The sequence below is a fragment of the Ensifer sp. B1-9 genome (genome assembly GCF_050474445.1).
Lineage (GTDB): Bacteria > Pseudomonadota > Alphaproteobacteria > Rhizobiales > Rhizobiaceae > Ensifer.
The window spans coordinates 25708-45045 of record NZ_JBCHVG010000027.1 but is presented as its reverse complement, the minus strand read 5'-3'; the positions used below and the strand labels follow the sequence as shown (position 1 = coordinate 45045).

The 19338-nt window shown below is 62.9% G+C and carries 15 protein-coding genes; 6 read left to right on the top strand and 9 right to left on the bottom strand.

The window, feature by feature from the left end; genetic code table 11:
* The first annotated feature begins 46 nt into the window (after window positions 1-46).
* From ACQ5BM_RS32710 to ACQ5BM_RS32695, 4 genes are all read left to right on the top strand, one after another.
* Entirely contained in the window at window positions 47-1012 is a 966-nt protein-coding gene (locus ACQ5BM_RS32710; RefSeq protein ID WP_429820142.1) for a formylglycine-generating enzyme family protein, read from the top strand.
* Between the two features lie 43 nt (window positions 1013-1055).
* Window positions 1056-2102, top strand: a complete 1047-nt coding sequence (locus ACQ5BM_RS32705; protein WP_429820139.1) for an HAD family hydrolase — start codon at window positions 1056-1058, stop codon at window positions 2100-2102.
* 451 nt (window positions 2103-2553) lie between these two features.
* Window positions 2554-2829 carry a hypothetical protein gene (locus ACQ5BM_RS32700; protein WP_334198018.1) on the top strand — a complete coding sequence of 92 codons (276 nt, stop codon included), beginning with the start codon at window positions 2554-2556 and terminating at the stop codon, window positions 2827-2829.
* Window positions 2830-3048: 219 nt separating this feature from the next.
* Window positions 3049-4812, top strand: coding sequence for a tetratricopeptide repeat protein (locus ACQ5BM_RS32695; RefSeq protein WP_429820137.1), 1764 nt, complete (start codon window positions 3049-3051; stop codon window positions 4810-4812).
* 21 nt (window positions 4813-4833) lie between these two features.
* Here ACQ5BM_RS32695 and ACQ5BM_RS32690 read toward each other — a convergent pair whose 3' ends face one another.
* The 9 genes from ACQ5BM_RS32690 to ACQ5BM_RS32650 all read right to left on the bottom strand — a co-directional run bounded on the left by ACQ5BM_RS32690 (window position 4834) and on the right by ACQ5BM_RS32650 (window position 14072).
* On the bottom strand, window positions 4834-5859 hold the full coding sequence (locus ACQ5BM_RS32690; RefSeq protein WP_429820134.1) for an NADP-dependent oxidoreductase: 1026 nt from the start codon (window positions 5857-5859) through the stop codon (window positions 4834-4836).
* A gap of 234 nt (window positions 5860-6093) precedes the next feature.
* On the bottom strand, window positions 6094-7455 hold the full coding sequence (locus ACQ5BM_RS32685) for an O-acetylhomoserine aminocarboxypropyltransferase/cysteine synthase family protein (protein ID WP_429820132.1): 1362 nt from the start codon (window positions 7453-7455) through the stop codon (window positions 6094-6096).
* Window positions 7456-7482: 27 nt separating this feature from the next.
* A complete protein-coding gene (locus tag ACQ5BM_RS32680; RefSeq protein ID WP_429820130.1) occupies window positions 7483-8529 on the bottom strand; it encodes an isopenicillin N synthase family dioxygenase in 1047 nt (348 codons plus the stop codon).
* A 599-nt stretch (window positions 8530-9128) separates the two neighbouring features.
* Window positions 9129-9419: a hypothetical protein gene (locus ACQ5BM_RS32675; protein WP_429820128.1), complete on the bottom strand. Its 291-nt coding sequence runs from the start codon at window positions 9417-9419 to the stop codon at window positions 9129-9131.
* Window positions 9420-9484: 65 nt separating this feature from the next.
* Window positions 9485-10210, bottom strand: coding sequence for a TfuA-like protein (locus ACQ5BM_RS32670; protein ID WP_429820126.1), 726 nt, complete (start codon window positions 10208-10210; stop codon window positions 9485-9487).
* A complete protein-coding gene (locus ACQ5BM_RS32665; RefSeq protein ID WP_429820195.1) occupies window positions 10207-11439 on the bottom strand; it encodes a YcaO-like family protein in 1233 nt (410 codons plus the stop codon). The genes ACQ5BM_RS32670 and ACQ5BM_RS32665 overlap by 4 nt, the downstream gene beginning before the upstream one ends.
* Window positions 11440-11466: 27 nt before the next feature.
* Window positions 11467-11688, bottom strand: coding sequence for a hypothetical protein (locus ACQ5BM_RS32660; RefSeq protein WP_429820124.1), 222 nt, complete (start codon window positions 11686-11688; stop codon window positions 11467-11469).
* 32 nt (window positions 11689-11720) lie between these two features.
* The gene (locus ACQ5BM_RS32655; protein ID WP_429820122.1) at window positions 11721-13592 is read right to left on the bottom strand and encodes an SARP family transcriptional regulator; all 1872 of its coding nucleotides are present in this window, start codon (window positions 13590-13592) and stop codon (window positions 11721-11723) included.
* A gap of 27 nt (window positions 13593-13619) precedes the next feature.
* On the bottom strand, window positions 13620-14072 hold the full coding sequence (locus ACQ5BM_RS32650; RefSeq protein ID WP_429820120.1) for a helix-turn-helix domain-containing protein: 453 nt from the start codon (window positions 14070-14072) through the stop codon (window positions 13620-13622).
* A 453-nt stretch (window positions 14073-14525) separates the two neighbouring features.
* On the opposite strand from ACQ5BM_RS32650, the gene ACQ5BM_RS32645 reads away from it, so the two are divergent.
* Window positions 14526-17084: an SH3 domain-containing protein gene (locus ACQ5BM_RS32645; RefSeq protein WP_429820118.1), complete on the top strand. Its 2559-nt coding sequence runs from the start codon at window positions 14526-14528 to the stop codon at window positions 17082-17084.
* 108 nt (window positions 17085-17192) lie between these two features.
* Window positions 17193-19313 carry a mechanosensitive ion channel domain-containing protein gene (locus ACQ5BM_RS32640; protein WP_429820116.1) on the top strand — a complete coding sequence of 707 codons (2121 nt, stop codon included), beginning with the start codon at window positions 17193-17195 and terminating at the stop codon, window positions 19311-19313.
* Window positions 19314-19338: the final 25 nt, after the last annotated feature.

Genomic DNA, 19338 nt, shown 5'->3' with positions numbered 1-19338 from the left:
TTGGTGGTCGAAACCGCCGCTTCGGGGAGATGGAAGCCGCATGCCCATGTCGCAGAAGAGACCGCTTCTCAACGAAACGCCGGCGGCGATCAGTGCGCGTGAGCCGATCTGGATCGAAGGCGGCACTTTCGTCATGGGTTCGGACAAGCACTATCCGGAGGAGGCTCCGGCGCATCCGGTTACGGTGGGCGGATTCTGGATCGACGTGGCGCCGGTGACCAACCGGCAGTTTGCCGCTTTCGTCGAGGCGACGGGCTATGTCACCGAGGCGGAGAAGACGCCTGATCCCAAGGATTATCCGGGCGCACTGCCGGAGATGATGCGCGCCGGGTCGGTGATCTTCGATCCGCCGAAGAGGATTTCCGGCAGCAGTCCGTCGCAATGGTGGAACTTCAAGTTCGGCGCCGATTGGCGGCGACCCTATGGGCGGCAGAGCAACATCCGCGGCAAGCTCGATCATCCGGTCGTCCAGGTTTCCTATCTCGATGCCAAGGCCTATGCGGAATGGGCGGGCAAGGACTTGCCGACGGAGGCGGAATGGGAGTTCGCGGCAAAGGGCGGGCTCGAGGGCGCGGAATTTGCCTGGGGCGACGAACTGGTGCCGGAAGGTCGCTTCATGGCGAACACCTGGCACGGCATGTTCCCGACGGAAAATCTCAGGCCCGATGGCTTCGAACGGACCTCGCCGGTCGCAAGCTTCCCGCCGAACGGCTACGGCCTCTACGACATGATCGGCAATGTCTGGGAATGGACGAGCGACTTCTGGTCGACCCATCACCCGGCGCCGGCGCAAAAGAGCTGCTGTATCCCTTCCAATCCACGCGGCGGCGACAGGGAGGCGAGTTTCGATCCGAGACAGCCGACGATCCGCATCGCCCGCCGGGTGGTGAAGGGCGGTTCGCATCTCTGCGCACCCAGTTATTGCCGCCGCTACCGGCCGGCGGCGCGCCATGCGCATGAGGAAAACGCGGCGACCACCCATATCGGTTTTCGCTGCATTCGGCGGTCCTAATCCTTTCAGAGGATTCAAATCGTTCCCGCAAGGAGGATGCGTGATGACGGCAATTGCAACGCGATCCAATGCCACGCCAAGCCGGCGCCGATCGCGGTTCGCCGGTCTCCTGTTCCTGCTTTCGACCGCGTTGGCGGCGCCGGCTGCCGCCGTCGCGGCCGATGCGCCCGCCGACAATCTTCCGTCCTGGAACGATGGTGAGGCGAAGACGGCCATCGTCGATTTCGTCACGCGGGTGACCAGCGAGAACGGCGCGGACTTCGTGGCGCCGGAGGAACGCATCGCCGTCTTCGATAATGACGGCACGCTGTGGACCGAGCAGCCGACCTACTTCCAGGGCCTGTTCGCCGCAGACCGCGTCAAGGCCATGGCGCCGGAGCATCCGGAATGGAAGGACAAGGAGCCGTTCGCATCGCTGTTGAAGGGCGACATGGCGGGCGTCGCCGCCGCCGGCGAGAAAGGCCTCGTCGAACTCGTGATGGCGACCCATGCCGGCATGACGACGGATGCGTTTACCAAGACGGTCAAGGATTGGTTCGCGACGGCCAGACACCCGCGTTTCAACCGTCCCTATAACGAGATCACCTATCTGCCGATGCGCGAGCTGCTCGATTATCTCAGGGCCAATGGCTTCAAGACCTATGTCGTCTCCGGCGGCGGCATCGAGTTCATGCGGCCAATGACCGAACAGATGTATGGCATCCCGCCCGAACAGGTCGTTGGCAGCAGCATCACGACGAAATATGAACTCGACGGCGATACGCCGGTGCTGACGCGCGAACCCAAGATCGACTTCATCGACGATGGCCCGGGCAAGCCCGTCGGCATCAACACGTTCATCGGCCGGCGGCCGATCTTTGCTGCCGGCAATTCCGACGGCGACTACGAAATGCTGCGCTGGGTTACGGCGGGCTCAGGCCCTCGCTTCGGCCTGATCGTGCACCATACGGATGAGGAGCGCGAATGGGCCTATGACCGGCAATCGCCCGTCGGCAAGTTGGACAAGGCGCTGACGGAAGCCGGACAGAGAAACTGGCTGCTGGTCGACATGAAAGAGGACTGGCGCAAGATCTATGCCTTCGAGAAGTAGGGGGTGGTCAACCCCTTACGGTCAGCGTCCGATGTCGATCGACTTGCCTACGACAGTCGGCGGGTGCCAGCCCTCTCGGCCGCGCTCCGGTAACGATGACCTATGGTTCGACAAAGCGTCCGAACCGATCTGTCGTCGACAGGGATAGCTTTGGCAATGCCGGGGCCCTGCTGGCGTATGGAACTCGCCGTATCGAGGGCCAAATTCGGACGCTCACCTCGTTGGCGTCAAGACTATCGGGGCAAAGTTACTGTTACGTACTTCCGAAACGAAGCGGCTATCGTCACCCTAACCTTCGAGGGAGAGGTCTGCTCCCGCCGCCAGCTTTGGTTGAGCGCGTCAGCAGACCGATGTGTCGTCACGATCCCGGGAAAATAGTCCTTGAGAAATGGCGCCGACCTGTCGGGTTGGCGGTAAGGTCATCGATTGTCGATCAGGCGGGTAGCAAACAATGCCCAACGCGGCCATCCAGCGCGGACTTTTGAAGCTTATGCTGAAGCTCCCGGCGCTGCGCGGTCAATTGCAACTCCTGGGCGCCAAGAATCTTTCTCTTTCCAGCCTCTGCGAGGCCTACGAAGAGGCGAGCTCGATGCTCGACCGGCAACGTAGGCTTGATCCTCTGGATCATTCGATGATCTCGGAGTATGAATTGATCTGTCGCGAGATCGAAGAAGAGGTAATTTCTATCTGTATCATCGATTCAGGCCGCGAACCTAGCCCGTTGTGATTAACAAATAGCCTTCTTGGATTCATACATTTCATGTAAATCCTATAAGAACTTTGTGGGATTTTCTGGCAGTTCTTGCCCCGCTCTCAAATGGCTCGTTTCCTTTGCAAAAATGTTTTGTGACGGCGCGATATTTTGCTTTTCGTCACTGTAGCTCTCGTTTAGAGTTCGTCTCGCGTTTGCACTCTCTTTGGGGTTGTGGGTAGTTGGGAGCGCGTCATGGAAGCCAGAAATGCGGGTCTAGCGGCTCAGTGTGGCGTTGCTGAATGTGATGCACGCGCTGCACTTGACCATGTTCTTGCCGATAGCCAGTTTCACGCGACGGAACGCCACCGGAAGCTTCTGCGCTACCTGGTCGACGAGTTCTTCGCCGGCCGCTCGGGGCAGGTCAAGGCCTACACGATCGCGATCGACGTTTTCGGCCGGCCGGCCTCTTTCGATCCGGCAACCGATCCGATCGTGCGTGTCGAAGCCTCGCGGTTGCGCGCGGCGCTGACACAATATTATGAGACCGTTGGTGAGAAGGAGAGGCTTCGTATTGAGCTTCCGAAGGGAAACTACGTTCCGCACTTCGCGACAAGCGGTTTGGCACGAAGCCCTTTGGAAATCGCAGCGGATCCCACTGAAACGGGGAGCGGACAGGAAGAACCGGCAGACGTCGCATCCGCCCCTGTTCGACGGCCGCGTCGTCCGCTCGGCGTGATTGCGGCCGCTGCCACAGGGCTCGCGGCCATGGCTGGAGCCTTCTATCTCTCCGTCGTTGAACGCCTTCCATGGCAACCAGTGCTTTCCGCCAAGCCGACGATCGTCATCGACGTTCCAGCGGGCAGCGGAGCCGGTGGCGAAGAGCAGAGGAAGGCTGGCGACTACCTGATCCATGCATTGTCACAATTTTCCGCCGTCCGCACTTTGGCGCCGGCGCCGGGCGTCGATATCGCATCAGTTACCGGTTGGGTCGCGTCAGCACCGCAGGTGAAGCTGCAGGGGAGCAAGGAATACCGGCTCTCGGTTGCGTATAGTGCCGACGTCAAGGAGCATCAGGTCTCGTGGCAGATTGTCGATGCGCAAAGCAATGAGGCGCTGAGAGCGGGTACCGTGAAAGCCGATATAGACTACGGTGATGCCCAAGCAGTTCAGGAAAAACTGCTGGCTCGGCTCGCTCGCTCGCTCGCCGGAGAGGAAGGCGTCATCGTCAGTCTGGAGGCGGCGCGGCAGCTCGTGACGCCGTCGATCGGCTACGGTTGCGTGCTGCTTGCCGATGTCGCGGTGTCGCGGATCGACCCGGAAGGCTTGGCCTCGGCCCATGCCTGCCTGGAGCAATCGGTGACCTATCAGGCGGCGGATCCCGATGTGCTTGCGAGCCTCGCCATGGTGCTGGTGGCGACCGGCGAGGCGAGCGCCTCGCCGACAGTAGCGGCGCGGGCGGTGAAGCTGGCGGACAAGGCCGTGGCTCTCGCACCGCAATCGAGCCAGAGCTACATCGCGCAGATGCAGGCCCGCTTCGCCACCGGGGACACGGAGGCTGCGTTCTTGTCCGGTCGCCGTGCCGCTGCGCTCAATCCGCTCGATGACGCCATTCCCGCTCGGCTCGGTCTGCTGCTCTTCGTCAGTGGGCAATATTCGGAGGGTGTGAGCCTCGCGCGGGTGGCGGAAGTGGGCTGCGAGTATCTGCACCGCGACGCAGCGCTCACACTGGCGCTCGAAGACTATCGCAACGGCAGATACCGCGAAGCGCTGAAACGTGCGCGCCAACTCGCCAATCCCGCCGACAGCGCCGTCAACCTCCTGCGGATAGCCGCGGCAGGTCAACTCGGTCTGACGAGAGAGGCCACCAGCGCCCTTGACGGTTTACACTGGAACAAGGTTGGCGCGACGCGGTCGATAGAAAGCGAACTCGCCGCGCGCGGTTATGCGCCCGAACTGATTGCGCTTCTCGATGACGGTCTTGGCAAGGCCGGCGTCCGTCTCGCCGGCCTGTACTGATCGTTTGCGAGGCGTGGCTTTTCAGTTCTCCGTGGCCACGCGCACAATCAGCTTGCCGAAGTTGCGGCCTTCGAGCAGCCCGATGAAGGCATTCGGAGCGTTCTCGATGCCATCGACGATATCCTCCTTGTAGCGAACCTCGCGGCGCGCAATCCAGCCTGCCATCTCCTGGTAGAAGGCTGGGCGCTGATCGGCGAATTCACGCTGGATGAAGCCCCTGATCAGCAGGCTCCTGCTCAGCACTTCACGCATGACGCCCGGTAGCCTGTCGCCGCCAGCTCGCGGACCGCCGGCCTGGTTGTAGTGCGCGATCAAGCCGCAGACGGGCACCCGGGCGAAATCGTTCAGCAGCGGAAAGACCGCGTCCCAGACATGGCCGCCGACATTCTCGAAATAGATGTCGATGCCGTTGGGGCACGCGGCGGCAAGCTGCTCGGCGAAATCCGCAGCGCGGTGATCGATCGCTGCATCGAAGCCGAGCGTGTCGCGAACGAAAGCACACTTGTCCGCTCCGCCTGCGATACCGACTGCGCGCGCTCCCTTGATGCGGGCGATCTGACCGACCGCCGAGCCAACGGCACCGCTTGCCGCTGCCACGACGACCGTCTCGCCCGGCTTCGGCTGGCCGATCGTCAGCAGTCCCGCATAGGCGGTGAAGCCGGGCATGCCGAGAATGCCAAGCGCTGTCGACAGTGGCGCCGCGGACGGATCGAGCTTGCGCAGATCCGCACCGCGCGAGAGCGCATAGCTCTGCCAGCCGGAGTGGGAGAGCACGAAGTCGCCGTCGCTGAAGTCCGGGTGACGTGAGCGCACGACGCGGGCGACCGTGCCGCCTTCCATGACCGCGCCGATCTCCACGGGTTTGGCGTAGGATTTGCCGGCGTTCATGCGGCCACGCATATAGGGGTCGAGCGAGAGGTAGAGGATCTTCAGCAGGACCTCGCCTTCGGCCGGCTCGGGGATTGCCGCTTCGACGATGCGGAAATCGCTCGGCGCCGGTCGACCCGATGGCCGGGCGGCAAGCAGGATCTGGGTGTTCGTGCTCATAATCTCTCCTACTGCATGTCTCTTTAAATCGACCTCGATTTAAGGACGAAGACATGCCGAAAATCAAAGTTCTTCAGCGGCCTTTGCGTAGCATTTCACGGACGCCGCCACGGGCGAGCATTTGTGGCACGAAACCGATCGTCGGCCGATCGGCCATTTCTCGCCCGCCAAAAGAAACCTCCGTAGCCCGGCCGCAAGGGCCGGGGCTGCGGAGGCTGGCACGAAAGCACGCGGTCAAGCTGCGTCGATCGCCTGACGGATATCGGCGATGATGTCGTCGGCATGTTCGATGCCGATCGAGAGCCGGACGTAACCCGGTGTGACTCCGGTTTTCAGCTGGTCCTCCTCCGAAAGCTGTGAGTGCGTCGTCGTTGCCGGATGAATGGCAAGTGAACGCGCGTCGCCGATATTGGCGACGTGGTAGAGCAGTTTCAGCCCGTCGATGAAGCGGCGTCCGGCTTCGCGTCCGTCCTTCAGCTCGAAGCCGACCAGGGCCCCATAGTGCCCGTTTTGGAGATATTTCTCGGCGCGGGCCTTCACCTCGCCTTCCTGGAATTTCGGGAAGATCACGCGTCCGACCTTCGGATGGGTGCGGAGGAACTCGGCCACCTTGACCGCATTCTCGTTGTGCTGGCGGATTCTGAGCGGCAGCGTCTCCAGCCCCTGGATGAACTGGAAGGCGTTCAACGGACTGATGGCGGCGCCGAGGTCGCGCAGCAGTACCGCGCGGGCGCGCAGGATATAGGGATGGAAGGCGATCGCAGCGGCCTTTTCGAGCCAGGTCTTGCCCTGGTAGCTCGGGTCCGGCTCGTGCAAGTTCGGATGCCGTGCCCCGTGCTCATGCCAGGGGAAGCGGCCGCTATCGATGATCGCGCCGCCGATCGAGGTGCCGTGACCGCCGATATATTTGGTCGTCGAATACACGACGACGGCGGCGCCGTGGTCGAACGGGCGGATGGTCAGCGGCGCGGCGGTGTTGTCGACGATCAGCGGAATGCCGAAGCGTTTGCCGACTTCGGCCACTTCGCCGATCGGGAAGACTTCGAGCTTCGGGTTTGGCAGGGACTCGGCGTAGTAGGCGCGCGTCCTGTCGTCCGTTGCCCGGGCAAAGGCCTCGGGATCGGCGGCATCGACGAAGCGCACTTCTATGCCGAAGCTCTTCAGCGTTGCGGCAAAGAGCGCCCAGGTGCCGCCATAGAGACCGGCGGCGCTGACGATATTGTCGCCGGCGCGTGCAAGGTTCAGCAGTGCGAAAGCCGACGCCGCCTGGCCGGAGCCGAGCGCCAGTGCCGCGGCGCCGCCTTCGATTTCCGCCAGCCGTTGCTCGAAGGCGTCCTGGGTCGGGTTCGAGACACGGGTGTAGAGATGCCCCGGGGCCTCGAGCGCAAAGAGCTTGTCGGCACCATCCGTGCCGGGCAACTGATAGGAGGTCGTCTGGTAGATCGGTACGGCGACAGCGCCGCTTACCGGGTCAAAACGGTAGCTGCCTCCGTGGAGCGCCAGGGTTTCCGGATGCAGCCGCCCGCCGGTCTCCCGCAGCCCGGTCGGTGCCTTGATCTCGATTGCGGGTTCTTCCGGCTTTTGATGGATCGTCATGCCATTTCTCCTCGGTTCTCAGGTTGATCAGGCGGGTACGGCGGCATTCTGCTCCAGGAGGTCGGCGTGGTGCGCGGCCGCGACATCCGGATGCGAGCGCAGCCGGGATTTCAGCACGTTGCGTCCCACCTCGTGGAAGAGGGGGTTCTGCGGATCCTGGGTCACGCCGCGGACTTGCGCCGCCAGCTCCGGCGGCAGGTCGAGCACTGGAATGGTCGAGGCGAGGTTGGCGCCGAGGAAAAAGGCGACGGAAAGCCGGTCGCCGCCCGCCGGCGGCGTGACCACCCGGTGGATATTGGCGAGCAGGTAGCCGTTCGACGCCAGTTCGAGCAGTTCGCCGACATTGATGACGAAGGTGCCGCGCTTCGGCGGCGCGTCGATCCAGCCGCCTGTGCCGTCATCGACCTGCAGGCCGCCGACCACGTCCTGCAGCAGGATGGTGACGAAGCCGCCGTCCTTGTGGGCGCCCACCCCCTGGTCGCTCTCGGTCTTGTCGCGGCCGGGGTAGCGGATGATCTTCAGAAGCTGGTTGGGACCATCGCGATAGATCGGCCCGAAGACATCGGGCTTCTGGCCGAGTGCCTCCGAAAAGATCTCGATGAGGCGAATGCCGAGTCCGGTGACGGCTTCGATATAGCCGAGGATGGCCGGCTTCAACTCGGGCAATGCATCGGGGAACTGATTGGGGCCGACCAGCCGCTTCCACGGGGCGTCGCCGGAGGCGATGTCGAGGCTTTGGCGTTCGGGGCCGAAATCGACCTGCTCTCGCCAGTCCTGGGTGCCGCGGGTATATTCGAGGCCGGCGCGATTATAGCCGCGGAAATGCGGCGACCTGCGCATCTCGATCGCCAGCTTGTCATCCTCAGGCAGTGCGAAGAAGCGCCGCGAAAGTGAGAGGATGCCGTCGATCTCTTCCTGCGGAATGCCGTGTCCTTCGAGGTAGAAGAAGCCCACCGAGCGGGCAACGCTGCGCAATTCGGCGAGCGCCGTTGCCCGCTCGGGGTGGCCCGCCGCAAAGCGCGAAAGGTCGAGGACAGGCAGGGTTGGGTTGGTCTGGCTCAAGATGGTCTCCATTGTTTCCTGGTGCGCGCCGCTGGTTGGCGAAACCCGCGCTTTGGGCGGAGCGAGCGGCGAGCCCACCGAGGTGGCCGGTGCGATGGGGGATCCGGCAGGCGCCTGGGTTGGCCGCAAGAGAATGTGTTGCGACAAGTCGCCGGCCGTGGAATGGAATTGGCGCATGGCATCCCCGCTTGCGTCGAGTGGCCCAAGCTTACGCGGTGGCGGCATTTATTCAATAATATCTATGGAAATTATGGACTAAATTGCCTGCGATGGACGAAGCAAACGTTCGGGCGGGGCCACGTTCCGAGGAAATTCCGTCCAGCCCCTGCTTTCGGCGCTGGCGAGCGCGCTCTTGCGTCGAACGTCAAATGTCGGATACCGGCGACAGATCGACGGAAGACGCAACTGCCGTGCCCTGCAGGCCGCACGACGACACGATCGTCAGAGATGAAATCGCTTGCAGACGGCAAATGAAAAAGCCCTGTCTTGCACGTCTGCAGACAGGGCTTTTTAGCGATTTGGTTGTTCAGATCATTCCATCGTCCCCGGCAACGGGGATGATCCTTCACGACGCCGCAATTCTGGACGCTGAACGCCCGGAACTTGCCGCCTCAGCAGCGGCCGAGGCTTGGTCGAGTCATCAGCTCGTTGGTGAGATGTGCCCTCTTGTCACCGTATTCCTCAGCCTCCTTGAGCAGCGATGCGAGCGCCAGCTCGAGGCAGTATTGCACACCTTCGACATTGAGGGTCTTGGCGGAGTCTCGCGCATAGGTGACAAGGCGAGCCAATGCCAGCAGCTCTTTTTCCTTGTCTTCCGCTTCCACCGGTACAGCAAATGAAGATAGCATCATTTTCCCCAGCTCCCTATGGATCGATAGATCCAGTTCAGCGTGGTCAATCATAGCGTGACTGCGCCGCGGCGCGCGTGACATGAGCGTGACACACGTTGTATGGGAAAACCGCGCGCTTAAGATGAAGCGTCAGGTTGACCGACCAACCTCTTCCACATGCTGGTAGAATTGAATTCCCAATCTCGCGCCACAACTGCCCGTTGGTCGGAGGCGTTGTGCAGTGTGTCGAGCAAATGCAGGGCATCGATGCGTTTCTGGTCGATGAATTCTGCGGCAAGCAGGTCTGCGAGGCGGGTGCGGTTGGTGCCGGGAGGAAGTGCTGCGTGCTCGACGACCGTCGTCCAGGTGCGCTCCTTGTAGAAGACGGCGGCTGCCGCAGCAGCGATCGCCGCCATCTCATCCGCCGGAAGCAACTGGCGCTCCCGCAGGCGTCTAAGGGTCATGTCCACGTTGACGAGCGGCAAGGTCAGCGGCAGGTATCCGAGCTCGGCCGGGCCATGGATCAGGGCGACATCGGCATCGTCCACACGCTCGCCTTCTAGATACTCTCGGTAGATCTCACCGATGCCCATCATACCGAAGGCGGCGCATTCGGCAGCGCGAAGCGCGCCCATGCTGGCCGCGCCGAATACTTGAACACCTTGCGCCAGTGCATACAGGATCTCCTTGTGCCAGACCGGGGCGACGTGTTCGAAATTACCATCGATCAGGCCGATGGCCGTCGCGCCGCGCTCGGTCGCGCGGAGAATGTCGCCCTGGACGGCGGGCGGCAGGACCGTGATGGCGGCGGCTGCAAGGCGGTGCGCGTCCGGCAGGGTCGGCCCGACGAAGGCGATCTTCATCCGACCTCCAGCGCGCGTGCCAGCGCCCGCTCGCCGAAACGGCGCTTGCGCAACCCGTCGGGGTTCTCGAGGTCCGGAGCGAGCACTTTGACGACGGAGAATGGCATGTCTCCTTCGTCGACGAGGGGTACGACCACAACCGAGCGGATACGCGCCTCCTCGAGCCGTTGCATTGCGAAGCGCAGCAGTCCCTGCGGCCCACCTGCGGCGTTTCCAGACGTCGGGGCTTTCTCTTGCGGGGCCGCCTCGAACAGCCGCTGCGTCTCGCGGGAGAGGGGGCGGGTAAAGGTGTCGGGAAAAACGTCGTCGCGGGCACCGCTGATATAGGTGAGGCGTGACTGGGCGGCCTCGGTCACGGCGCGGATGGCGGCTCTGCGCGCCACCGGGTGCGCTCCGTGTCCGATCGTCACGTCGTGGTACCGGGCTTGCCGTGCACTCAAGATGCCGGCATCTGCAAGGATTGCAGTGTAACAGGGGATAGCGACGTCATTGGTCATGTCGAAGACGCGCAATTGCAGGCCGCAGGCCTCGATTTGACGCACCATCGCGTCGAGGATCGGATCCTCGAACGAGGCAGGATCGATGCAACTTCCGAGCTTGCCGTTCAGGGGCAATAGGCGCCAGAGCGTTTCGGCGTCGCGTTCGATCCGCTCGAGCAGTCCGTGCAGGATGGCTTCCATCCGGGTGTTGCCGGAGGCAAGGCCATCCGAAGATTGCCAGTACCGGCAGCCTTCGATGGTCCGGTCGAGGGTCGTCGCCTGAAGCGGTACCCAAGTGGTGGCTCCGTCGGAGAGGTCGAAGCCGCGAAGCCAGGCGATCGTCTCGTCGTCGCCGAGATCCGGCTGGCCGGTGGCGATCAATCCCGGAAGTGTCAGCGCCCGATCGCCGCTTTCACACAATGCCCGCCGTGTCGCCATTCTGGCTGGCACCGGTGGAGCGCAGGCGACGGCGCGCTCGATCGCCTCCATGGCGGCCGAAACCTTGGCGTCATCGTCGGTGACGCCCTTGCCTTGATTGATGACGATCGACCGCGCATTCGGGGAAATGGCGCTCCAGACGGGAATTCCGACCTTGTCGAGCCCGGTCAGGCGCGCAAGCCTGCTGACACCGAATCGCGGCAACAACGGTTCGATGCGCCGAAGGGTCTCTTCCGGCGGACAGGCGCGATCGCTGTATGAAAAAGCGCCGGGTGTCGAACGGCTGAAACAATCGTCCGACGCCCGGTCAATTCCGCTGACTTGTGTCACCTGTCGGCGTCAGCCGTCCATGAACCCGCCGGATACCGAGCCGGACGAGGCCGCAAGGACGGCGAGGTTGACACCCTTGTGCACCGTTGCGCCACCATTGACGCGCAGGTCGTTGGCCGCTGCCAGAGGCCCCTGTGTCGGCGTCGGAATTTGTGTCACCGTTCCCGCATCCAGATCGGCCATCCAGAGCCGATCGTCACCCGCCACGCCAATTACCACCACTTTCGCCATTTGCCCCTCCTGGCTTTCGCTGAACGAAGATCTCAGAAGCCTGCCTTGCGCAGGCCTTCGCAATAATGGACTCGTTGCCACTCTTCCCTGAAGGGAACGATGGCCATCCATTTGTCGAGATTAAAATCCGGGTGCACGTCGAATGTCTTGCGGACGAATTGGCGCGCCTTCTTCTTGTTGCCGAGCATGCCCCAACTTGCCGCCGACAGCCGGTCGGCGGGCGTCGGATCGCGCATGCGCTCGATGTAGGCGATGGCCTGTTCGTATTGGCCAAGCGAATAGCTGGCGCCGGCGGCGGTCCAGAAATACTCGTCCGGCGCAATCGGGTTAAGGTCGAGCGCGGCTTGGATCTTGCGAAGGCCGCCCTCTGGCCGCGACGCCTGCACCAGCGTGTCGGCGTAGCTCGCGATGACGTTGGCATGCTGCGGGCTCAGCGCCTCCGCCTTGTCATGGTATTCCATGCTCTCATCGAACTGTCTCAGATAGAGCTTGACGACGCCGAGCTCGCGGTAGCCCGTCGCCAGCGTGTCATCGGCCACCACTGCTTCGCGTGCGTGGCGTTCCGCAAGTGCCAGCAATTCGCTGTCGCCGCGCGCCGTCAATAGCCATTCGAAGAAGTAGCTGCGCGCCAGCCCGCTCATCGCGGGCGCAAAGTCGGAATTCTCGTACAGCGATTCACGGAAGCTCTTGCGTGCACGCCGCAGCTCCGGAAGGTTCAGCTGCTTGAGGTAGCGCTGCCCCAGCAGGAAACTGCGATAGGAGCCGACATTGGTCTCGTAGGTCTTCCGGTGCGCCTCGTTGCGCTCCACCTGGCTGGCGATGGCATAGGCGATCTGCCGGGCAATCTCCCGCCGCGAGGTCATCAGCCCGTCGTCGTCGAGATTGAAACGGTCGGCCCAGATCACTTCGTCATTGGCAAAGAAGATCAGCTGCGTGAAGAGAGTGAGCCGGCTGCCTTCGTCCGTCAGGCGGGTGTCGAGGATGTAGCTGATCGCATGCTTCTGGTAGGTATTTGCCTTGTCGGCCTGGAGGCTGATCTGCGCCGCCGTATAGGGGGCGATGATCGAGACCGAACGAAGGCCGCAAAGGCCGATGGTGACGTCCTCGATCAAGGCGCTCGCAAACAGCGTGCCGGGACTGTCGATCGCTCCGTTGCTCGGCGGCAGCAGCACGACGCGTGGCGGACGCAGGTCCGCGGCCGCCTCGGAGACCGGCGTGACGATCGACGAAGCGGGCCGCCATTCCGCGAAGGCCGGTATGGCCGGCGCATTGCCGTGTGCGATTGCCCTCGCTTCGAGGGGATTGCCTTCGAGCTGAAACACCTGGGTCAGGATCTTGCGCACATCCTCGTCGAGCGGATGGCGTTCGAGAAGCCGCGCTGCGGCCGCCTTGACCAGCTTGCGATGGGTCTTCGTCGCTTCCGGTGCGGCTGCGATGAGGCTTTCGCGCAGGAGCATCATGTGTTCGCCGCGCTGCCGTTCGATCCAGCCATGCAGCGCTTGCCCCTGCGATTTCAGGTCCTTGAGGAAGTCCTCCTGGAACGTCGTTGCCGCGCGTTCAAAGCGGGTGAGCGCATCGCCCGGGTCTCGATTGATTTCGTCCAGGTCGCTCTGCAGCCGATCGACGTCGAGCGCGACCGACGATTGGGAGAAACTCAGGAAATGGCAGCCGAGTTCGTCCTGTCGCGCGCTGATCCGGGAGATCGTCTTGCGCAGATTGACGAAGGCCTGGCTGGGGACGACTTCGTCCCAAAGCAGCTTGGCGATATCGTTTCTCGACTGTTCGCGATATCCGCCGACGATCAGATGGCAAAGGATGAGCAGACCCTTCTCCGGAAAGGCCACTTCGCGCCCGTTCTTGTCGACGAGACGCAAGCGCCCGAGGGTCTGCAGTCTGAATGTCATCCGGTCATTCCTGTCGGGCGCAAACGCTTATCCGTGCAGATCCTGAGCGTGGCTCGTTCCTGCGCGGCTGCTTTCCGTCTCAGGCGTCTGGGCCACGGCGGCGACGAGCGAGATGATCTTCTTGCGCAGCACCGGATCGGTGATCTTCAGGAAAGCGCGGTTGAGGGCGATGCCTTCCTTCGACGAAACGAAAGAGGAGATCTCGCTCGGTTCGCGGGTCGTGTCGCCGGCGCCGGTGCGAGCAGAGGCGTCGTCGCCTTCCTGGAAGAAGAAGCTCGGATGCACACCGAGGATATCGGCGATCGCCTGAAGACGGCTGGCGCCGATGCGGTTGGTGCCTTTTTCGTACTTCTGAACCTGCTGGAATGTGATCCCGAGGCCGTCGGCCAGCTTTTCCTGGCTCAACCCGGCCATCAACCGACGCATCCTGACGCGGGAACCGACAAAGACATCAATCTGGCTGGGGGCTTTTGTGTTCACTTGCATTTCCTCCGGACGTAGGAATGGTCAATTCATACATATGAGTTTGCTTGAATAAATCTCCTGATGCAATCACTACGGGCTAAAACGCCGAGATTTGCGGCGCCGTCCCGGTTTTCCAGGGGATGAGCCGGCCGACGCTGCCGTGATCGGCATGCAAGCGCGCGAATTGTCATGCTCCATATGCGGCAAATTGCCCTGATTGCGCCGAAATGCGAGGCCTGCGCGCGAATCGATCTCGTATCGCGCGGCCGCCCGAGGCGGCCATGGCCGAGGCTTACCGTCCCTTTCAGCGGCCCGTTACAGCCGCCGTTACCGTTACGTACTTGTGTTGCTTCCGCGCCCGAGGATGCTGCGATGTTACCGGTCCCATGTCCGCTCCTCACCCGCCATCTGCACGAGGGGCGACAGCGCGGTGCCGGCTCGGATTGCTGCCAGACGCCGGAGAACGAAATGCGCAGATTGACCTTGGCCCTGACCCTGTTCGCGATTGCTTCCGTTCCGGCCGAGGCCGGTCCCGCAACGACAAGCGCGTCCGTCAATTTCCGGGAAGGGCCGGGCACCGGCTTCGACAGCCTCGGCACGATTGCGGAAGGCGCGCAAGTCGACATCAAGGAATGCGACGATGGCGGCGCGTGGTGCGCGGTAAGCTTCGATGGCCAGAACGGCTTCGTCAGCGGCAAGTATCTGAACGATGCCGATCCCAAGGGGCTCGGTTGGCCGCGCGCCTTCACGACCGACAGCGGCGCGACCATCACTCTCTACCAGCCGCAGATCAACGCGTGGAAGGACTTCACAGACCTCGATGCGCTGATCGCGGCCGAATACAAGCAGTCCGACGACGCCAAGCCGGTTTACGGTGTCATCGGGGTGACCGGCAAGACCGATGCCGACAGCGCATCCGGCCAGGTCGTCGTTTCGGATATCAAGGTGACGGAGATCAATTTCTCCGTCCTCGATCGGAAGCAACTGGCGGATCTCTCCCTCGAGGTCGGCAAGCTGATGCCGGTCGGAACGATCACGGTTTCCGAGGACAAATTGACGGCGAGCCTCGCCGACTACGAGCGGCTCGGCAATGTCGAGGGGCTGAAAGCCGACCCACCGCCGATCTTCGTCAGCAAGGAGCCGGCGGTGCTGGTGCAGACCGACGGCAAGGCGGTGTTCGCGCCGGTCAAGGGCGTCGAGGGCCTGTCCTTCGCGGTCAATACCAATTGGGACCTGTTCAAGGTCGATGCGGACAGCAGCTATTACCTGCGCAATGACAAGGCGTGGCTGCAATCGAAGGATCTCGCCTCGGGGTGGCAGCCAACATTGTCGCTTCCGGACATGCTCGGCAAGTTGCCGGACGATGACAACTGGAAGGATGCCAAGGCGGCAATCCCGCCGCAGGCCGAAACGGTCGCCGCAGCGAAGGTCATCTATTCGGACAAGCCGTCGGAACTGCTCGTCTTCGATGGTGAGCCGAAGCTCGAGCAGGTACCCGGCACCGGACTCAAGGTTGCGACCAACAGCGAGAGCGACGTCTTCTACCGCGACGCGGATTCCAGCTGGTACATTCTCGTGTCCGGTCGCTGGTTTGCGAGTTCTTCGCTCGATGGCCCGTGGACTTTTGCCACGCCTAAGCTTCCCGAAGATTTCCAGAACATCCCGCAGGACGCCGCCTATTACACGGTGCGTTCATCCGTTCCCGGTACGTCCGAGAATGCCGAGGCGCGGCTGAAGGCAAGCATCCCCGAAAAGGCGCGTGTGGCGCTCGACGGGTCGGTCAAGGTGGACGTCACCTATAGTGGCGATCCGAAATTCGAGAAGATCGACGGCACCGCGCTCACCTACGCCGTGAACACGAACGAGACCGTCATCAAGGTCGGTGACCAGTACTTCGTGGTGAAGGACGGTATCTGGTTCGTCGGCGATACGCCAACCGGACCGTTCAGCGTCGCCAAGGCGGTGCCCGACGAGATCTACAAGATCCCGCCATCCTCGCCGGTCTACAACGCCACCTATGTGAGGATCTATGAAACGGAACCGGACGCGGTCTGGTTCGGCTACACGATGGGCTATCTCGGTGCCTATCTCGCCTGGGATACTTTCGTCTACGGTACCGGCTGGTACTATGACGACTATTGGGACTATGGCTGGGCCGGCGGCGGCTATTGGCCCTATTATCCCCGTCCCGTGACCTATGGCGTCGGTGCGTTCTACAACCCGGCTGTCGGGACCTTCGGCCGCTATGGCTATGCATACGGTCCCTATCGCGGCATCGCCGCCGGTGCGGCCTACAATCCGCGCACCGGGACCTATATACGCGGTGCTGTCGGCTACGGGCCGAACGGCGACCGGGGCTTCGTCGCGGCCTACAACCCGCGCACCGGCAACGCTGCGATCGCCCGCGGCGGACACAATGTCTACGGGAGTTGGGGCACGGCGGCCGTCAAGCATGGTTCAGACTATGCGCGCATTTCCGGCGGGTCGACCGCGGGCGGCGCCGGTATGCATTGGCGCACGTCGGACGGCAACCACGGCTTTGTCGCCGGCGGCAAGGGCGGCGACGTCTATGCCGGGCGCGATGGAAGCGTCTATCGCCGCGATGATGGGCAATGGCAGAAGCACACGCCGGACGGCTGGCAGCCGGTCGACAAGCCTTCCATCCAGGACAGGGCCAAGGCGGGCGAACAGTTTGTCGCCAGGCACCCGGATGCGGCCCAGAACCTGAACCAGCAGATCGACTTCGGCCAGCGAGCAGGCGCGCGAACGCTTGACCGCGCGCCCGATCATCTGGCCATCGACAATGTCGGGCGACAGCTTGGCAACCAGCGTTCCTTCGAGCGTCAATCCTTCGATCAGCGGCCGCTGAATTTCCCGAGCAGCGGAGGCGGTGGCTTTGACCGCCCGGGTGGCTTCGGTGGTGGTGGTTTCGAGGGAGGCGGATTCCACGGCGGTGGCGGCTTTCAGGGAGGCGGCGGTTTCCACGGGGGCGGGGGCTTCCATGGCGGCGGCTTCCGCCGTCGTTGAACTGCGGCGAAAGGGCGTTGGCAGAACCGCCTATAGGTATGTTAGCATTTGAAAAAGCTGAGAATCGTGCCGGTCGGGGGACCGGCACGATCAGTGGGGGTGGTAAGAATGGGCTGTATCGGGTCGTCGCATCGTTTTCTGGGGCCGGTCATCGGGCTTCTTGTGTTCCTTTCGATTGTCTTCGGTCCCGTTTCCAAGGGGTTCGCGCAGGAAGCGGCGCCCGCAGCGCCGCCCGCCAAGGTCCAGCAACTGATCCAGCTTCTCGACGACCCCGAAGTGAAGCAGTGGCTTTCGACGAAACAGGCACCTGCCGCGACGGCGACCGAGGCGCCTGCGACGGGGATCGTTGCCCGGTGGACGGCTGAAATCAGGCGCCACCTGACGGGCATCACCAATGCGGTGCCGCGTGTTCTCCCGGAAATGCAAGCCGCACGGGATCGCCTGGCCGGCGACATGGAAAACCACGGCGCCGCTCCGATCCTCAAAGGCTTCTTCTTCATTCTGCTGATCGGCTACGGCGCCGAGTATCTGCTGCGTTGGGTGCTAAAGCGCAGCCTGCAGGGTGCGGTCCTGACCGGGCCGGCCCGAACGATACTGACACGGGTCCTGCCGCTCATCGTTTTCGCGGCCGCCAGCATGTCGGTGCTTGCGATCGCCGATTGGCCGCCGCGGCTGGAGACGACGATCGCGCCGTTGCTCGGCGCCTGGATCGGCGCCCGCCTGCTGATGATCATCGCCGCGGCTGTGCTGACCGGCGGACCGGCAAGCGAGGAGGGGGCAGATGGACGGGTCGGCTACATGTCGCTGACGGCGGACGATGCCCGCTTCTGGCACCGGCACAGCCTGTGGCTGATCGGCGCTGCTGCGCTGGTCTGGGGTGTTGGCGATGCGATGCTGGCTCTTTCCATTCCCGCTGACGTGCACGATCTCATTGCCGCCGCTCTTGGCCTGGTGGTCCTGGCGCTCGGGATCTTGACGGTGGTGCGCCGGCCCACCGGTAACGTCGTCGGCTCGCGTCGCATCGTCGGAAATATCCTGCTGGTGGCCTTTCTCGTCGTGCTATGGATGCTGTGGGTCGCAGGGATGGACGTGCTGTTCTGGATCGGCCTCTACGTGATCGGCATACCGCCGTTGCTGCGCTTCACCAGCGCCTTCACCAAGACGATGCTGGATTCGTCTGCCGAAGACGACACGCGTGTGATGCGCAATATCTTCATCGAGCGCGGCGCGAGGCTGCTCGTCATCGCTCTGGCGGCCGGCTGGCTGGCGCTAATCTTCAAGGTCAGTGCCACGGCGATGATGCATGACGACGCCTTCAATCGGGTGGTTCGCGGGGCGCTCGCTGGTATCGTCATTCTGCTGGCGGCAGACCTCATCTGGCAGCTCGTGAAGGGCTTCATCAATCTGCGCGTCAAGCAGGCCAATCACGCGACCGAGGACCCGGCCGAGCGCGCCCGCAATACCCGTCTGATGACATTGCTGCCGATCCTGCGCAATTTTCTCGCGGCCTTCATCGCTATCGTGGCGGTGCTGATGGTGCTCTCCGGCCTCGGCGTGGAAATCGGCCCGCTGATTGCCGGTGCCGGTGTCTTCGGCGTGGCTATCGGCTTCGGCTCGCAAACGCTCGTCAAGGACGTCATCAGCGGCATCTTCTACATGATGGACGACGCCTTCCGCATCGGCGAATACATCCAGAGCGGCAGCTACAAGGGTACGGTCGAATCCTTCAGCATTCGCTCCGTCAAACTCCGCCATCACCGCGGCCCGGTCTTTACCGTGCCTTTCGGCTCGCTCGGCGCGGTGCAGAACATGAGCCGTGATTGGGTGATCGACAAGTTCCTGATCAATGTCTCGTTCGATGCCGACGTCGCCAAGGTGAAGAAGCTGGTGAAGGGCATCGGCGCCAAGTTGCTCGAGGATCCGGATATCGGGCCGCTGATCCTGGAAACGGTCAAGATGAAGGGTGTCGAGAATTTTGGCGACTATGGAATGACCTTGAGCTTCGCCATGAAGACGAAGCCGGGCAACCAGACCCAGGTCAGACGCCGGGCGCAGGTCATGATCAAGGAGGCCTTCAAGGAAAACGGCATCAACTTCGCCTCGCCGACGGTACAGGTGGCCGGCGACGAGCAGCAGCAGTCTGCTGCGGCCGCTGCCGCTACCCGCGACGCTATCGCCAAGAAGAATGCCGCTGCAGCCCTCGGGGAGGGGGGCCCGCCAGAGGAATAGGGTTTCGCCGACAGGTTTCCAGGGG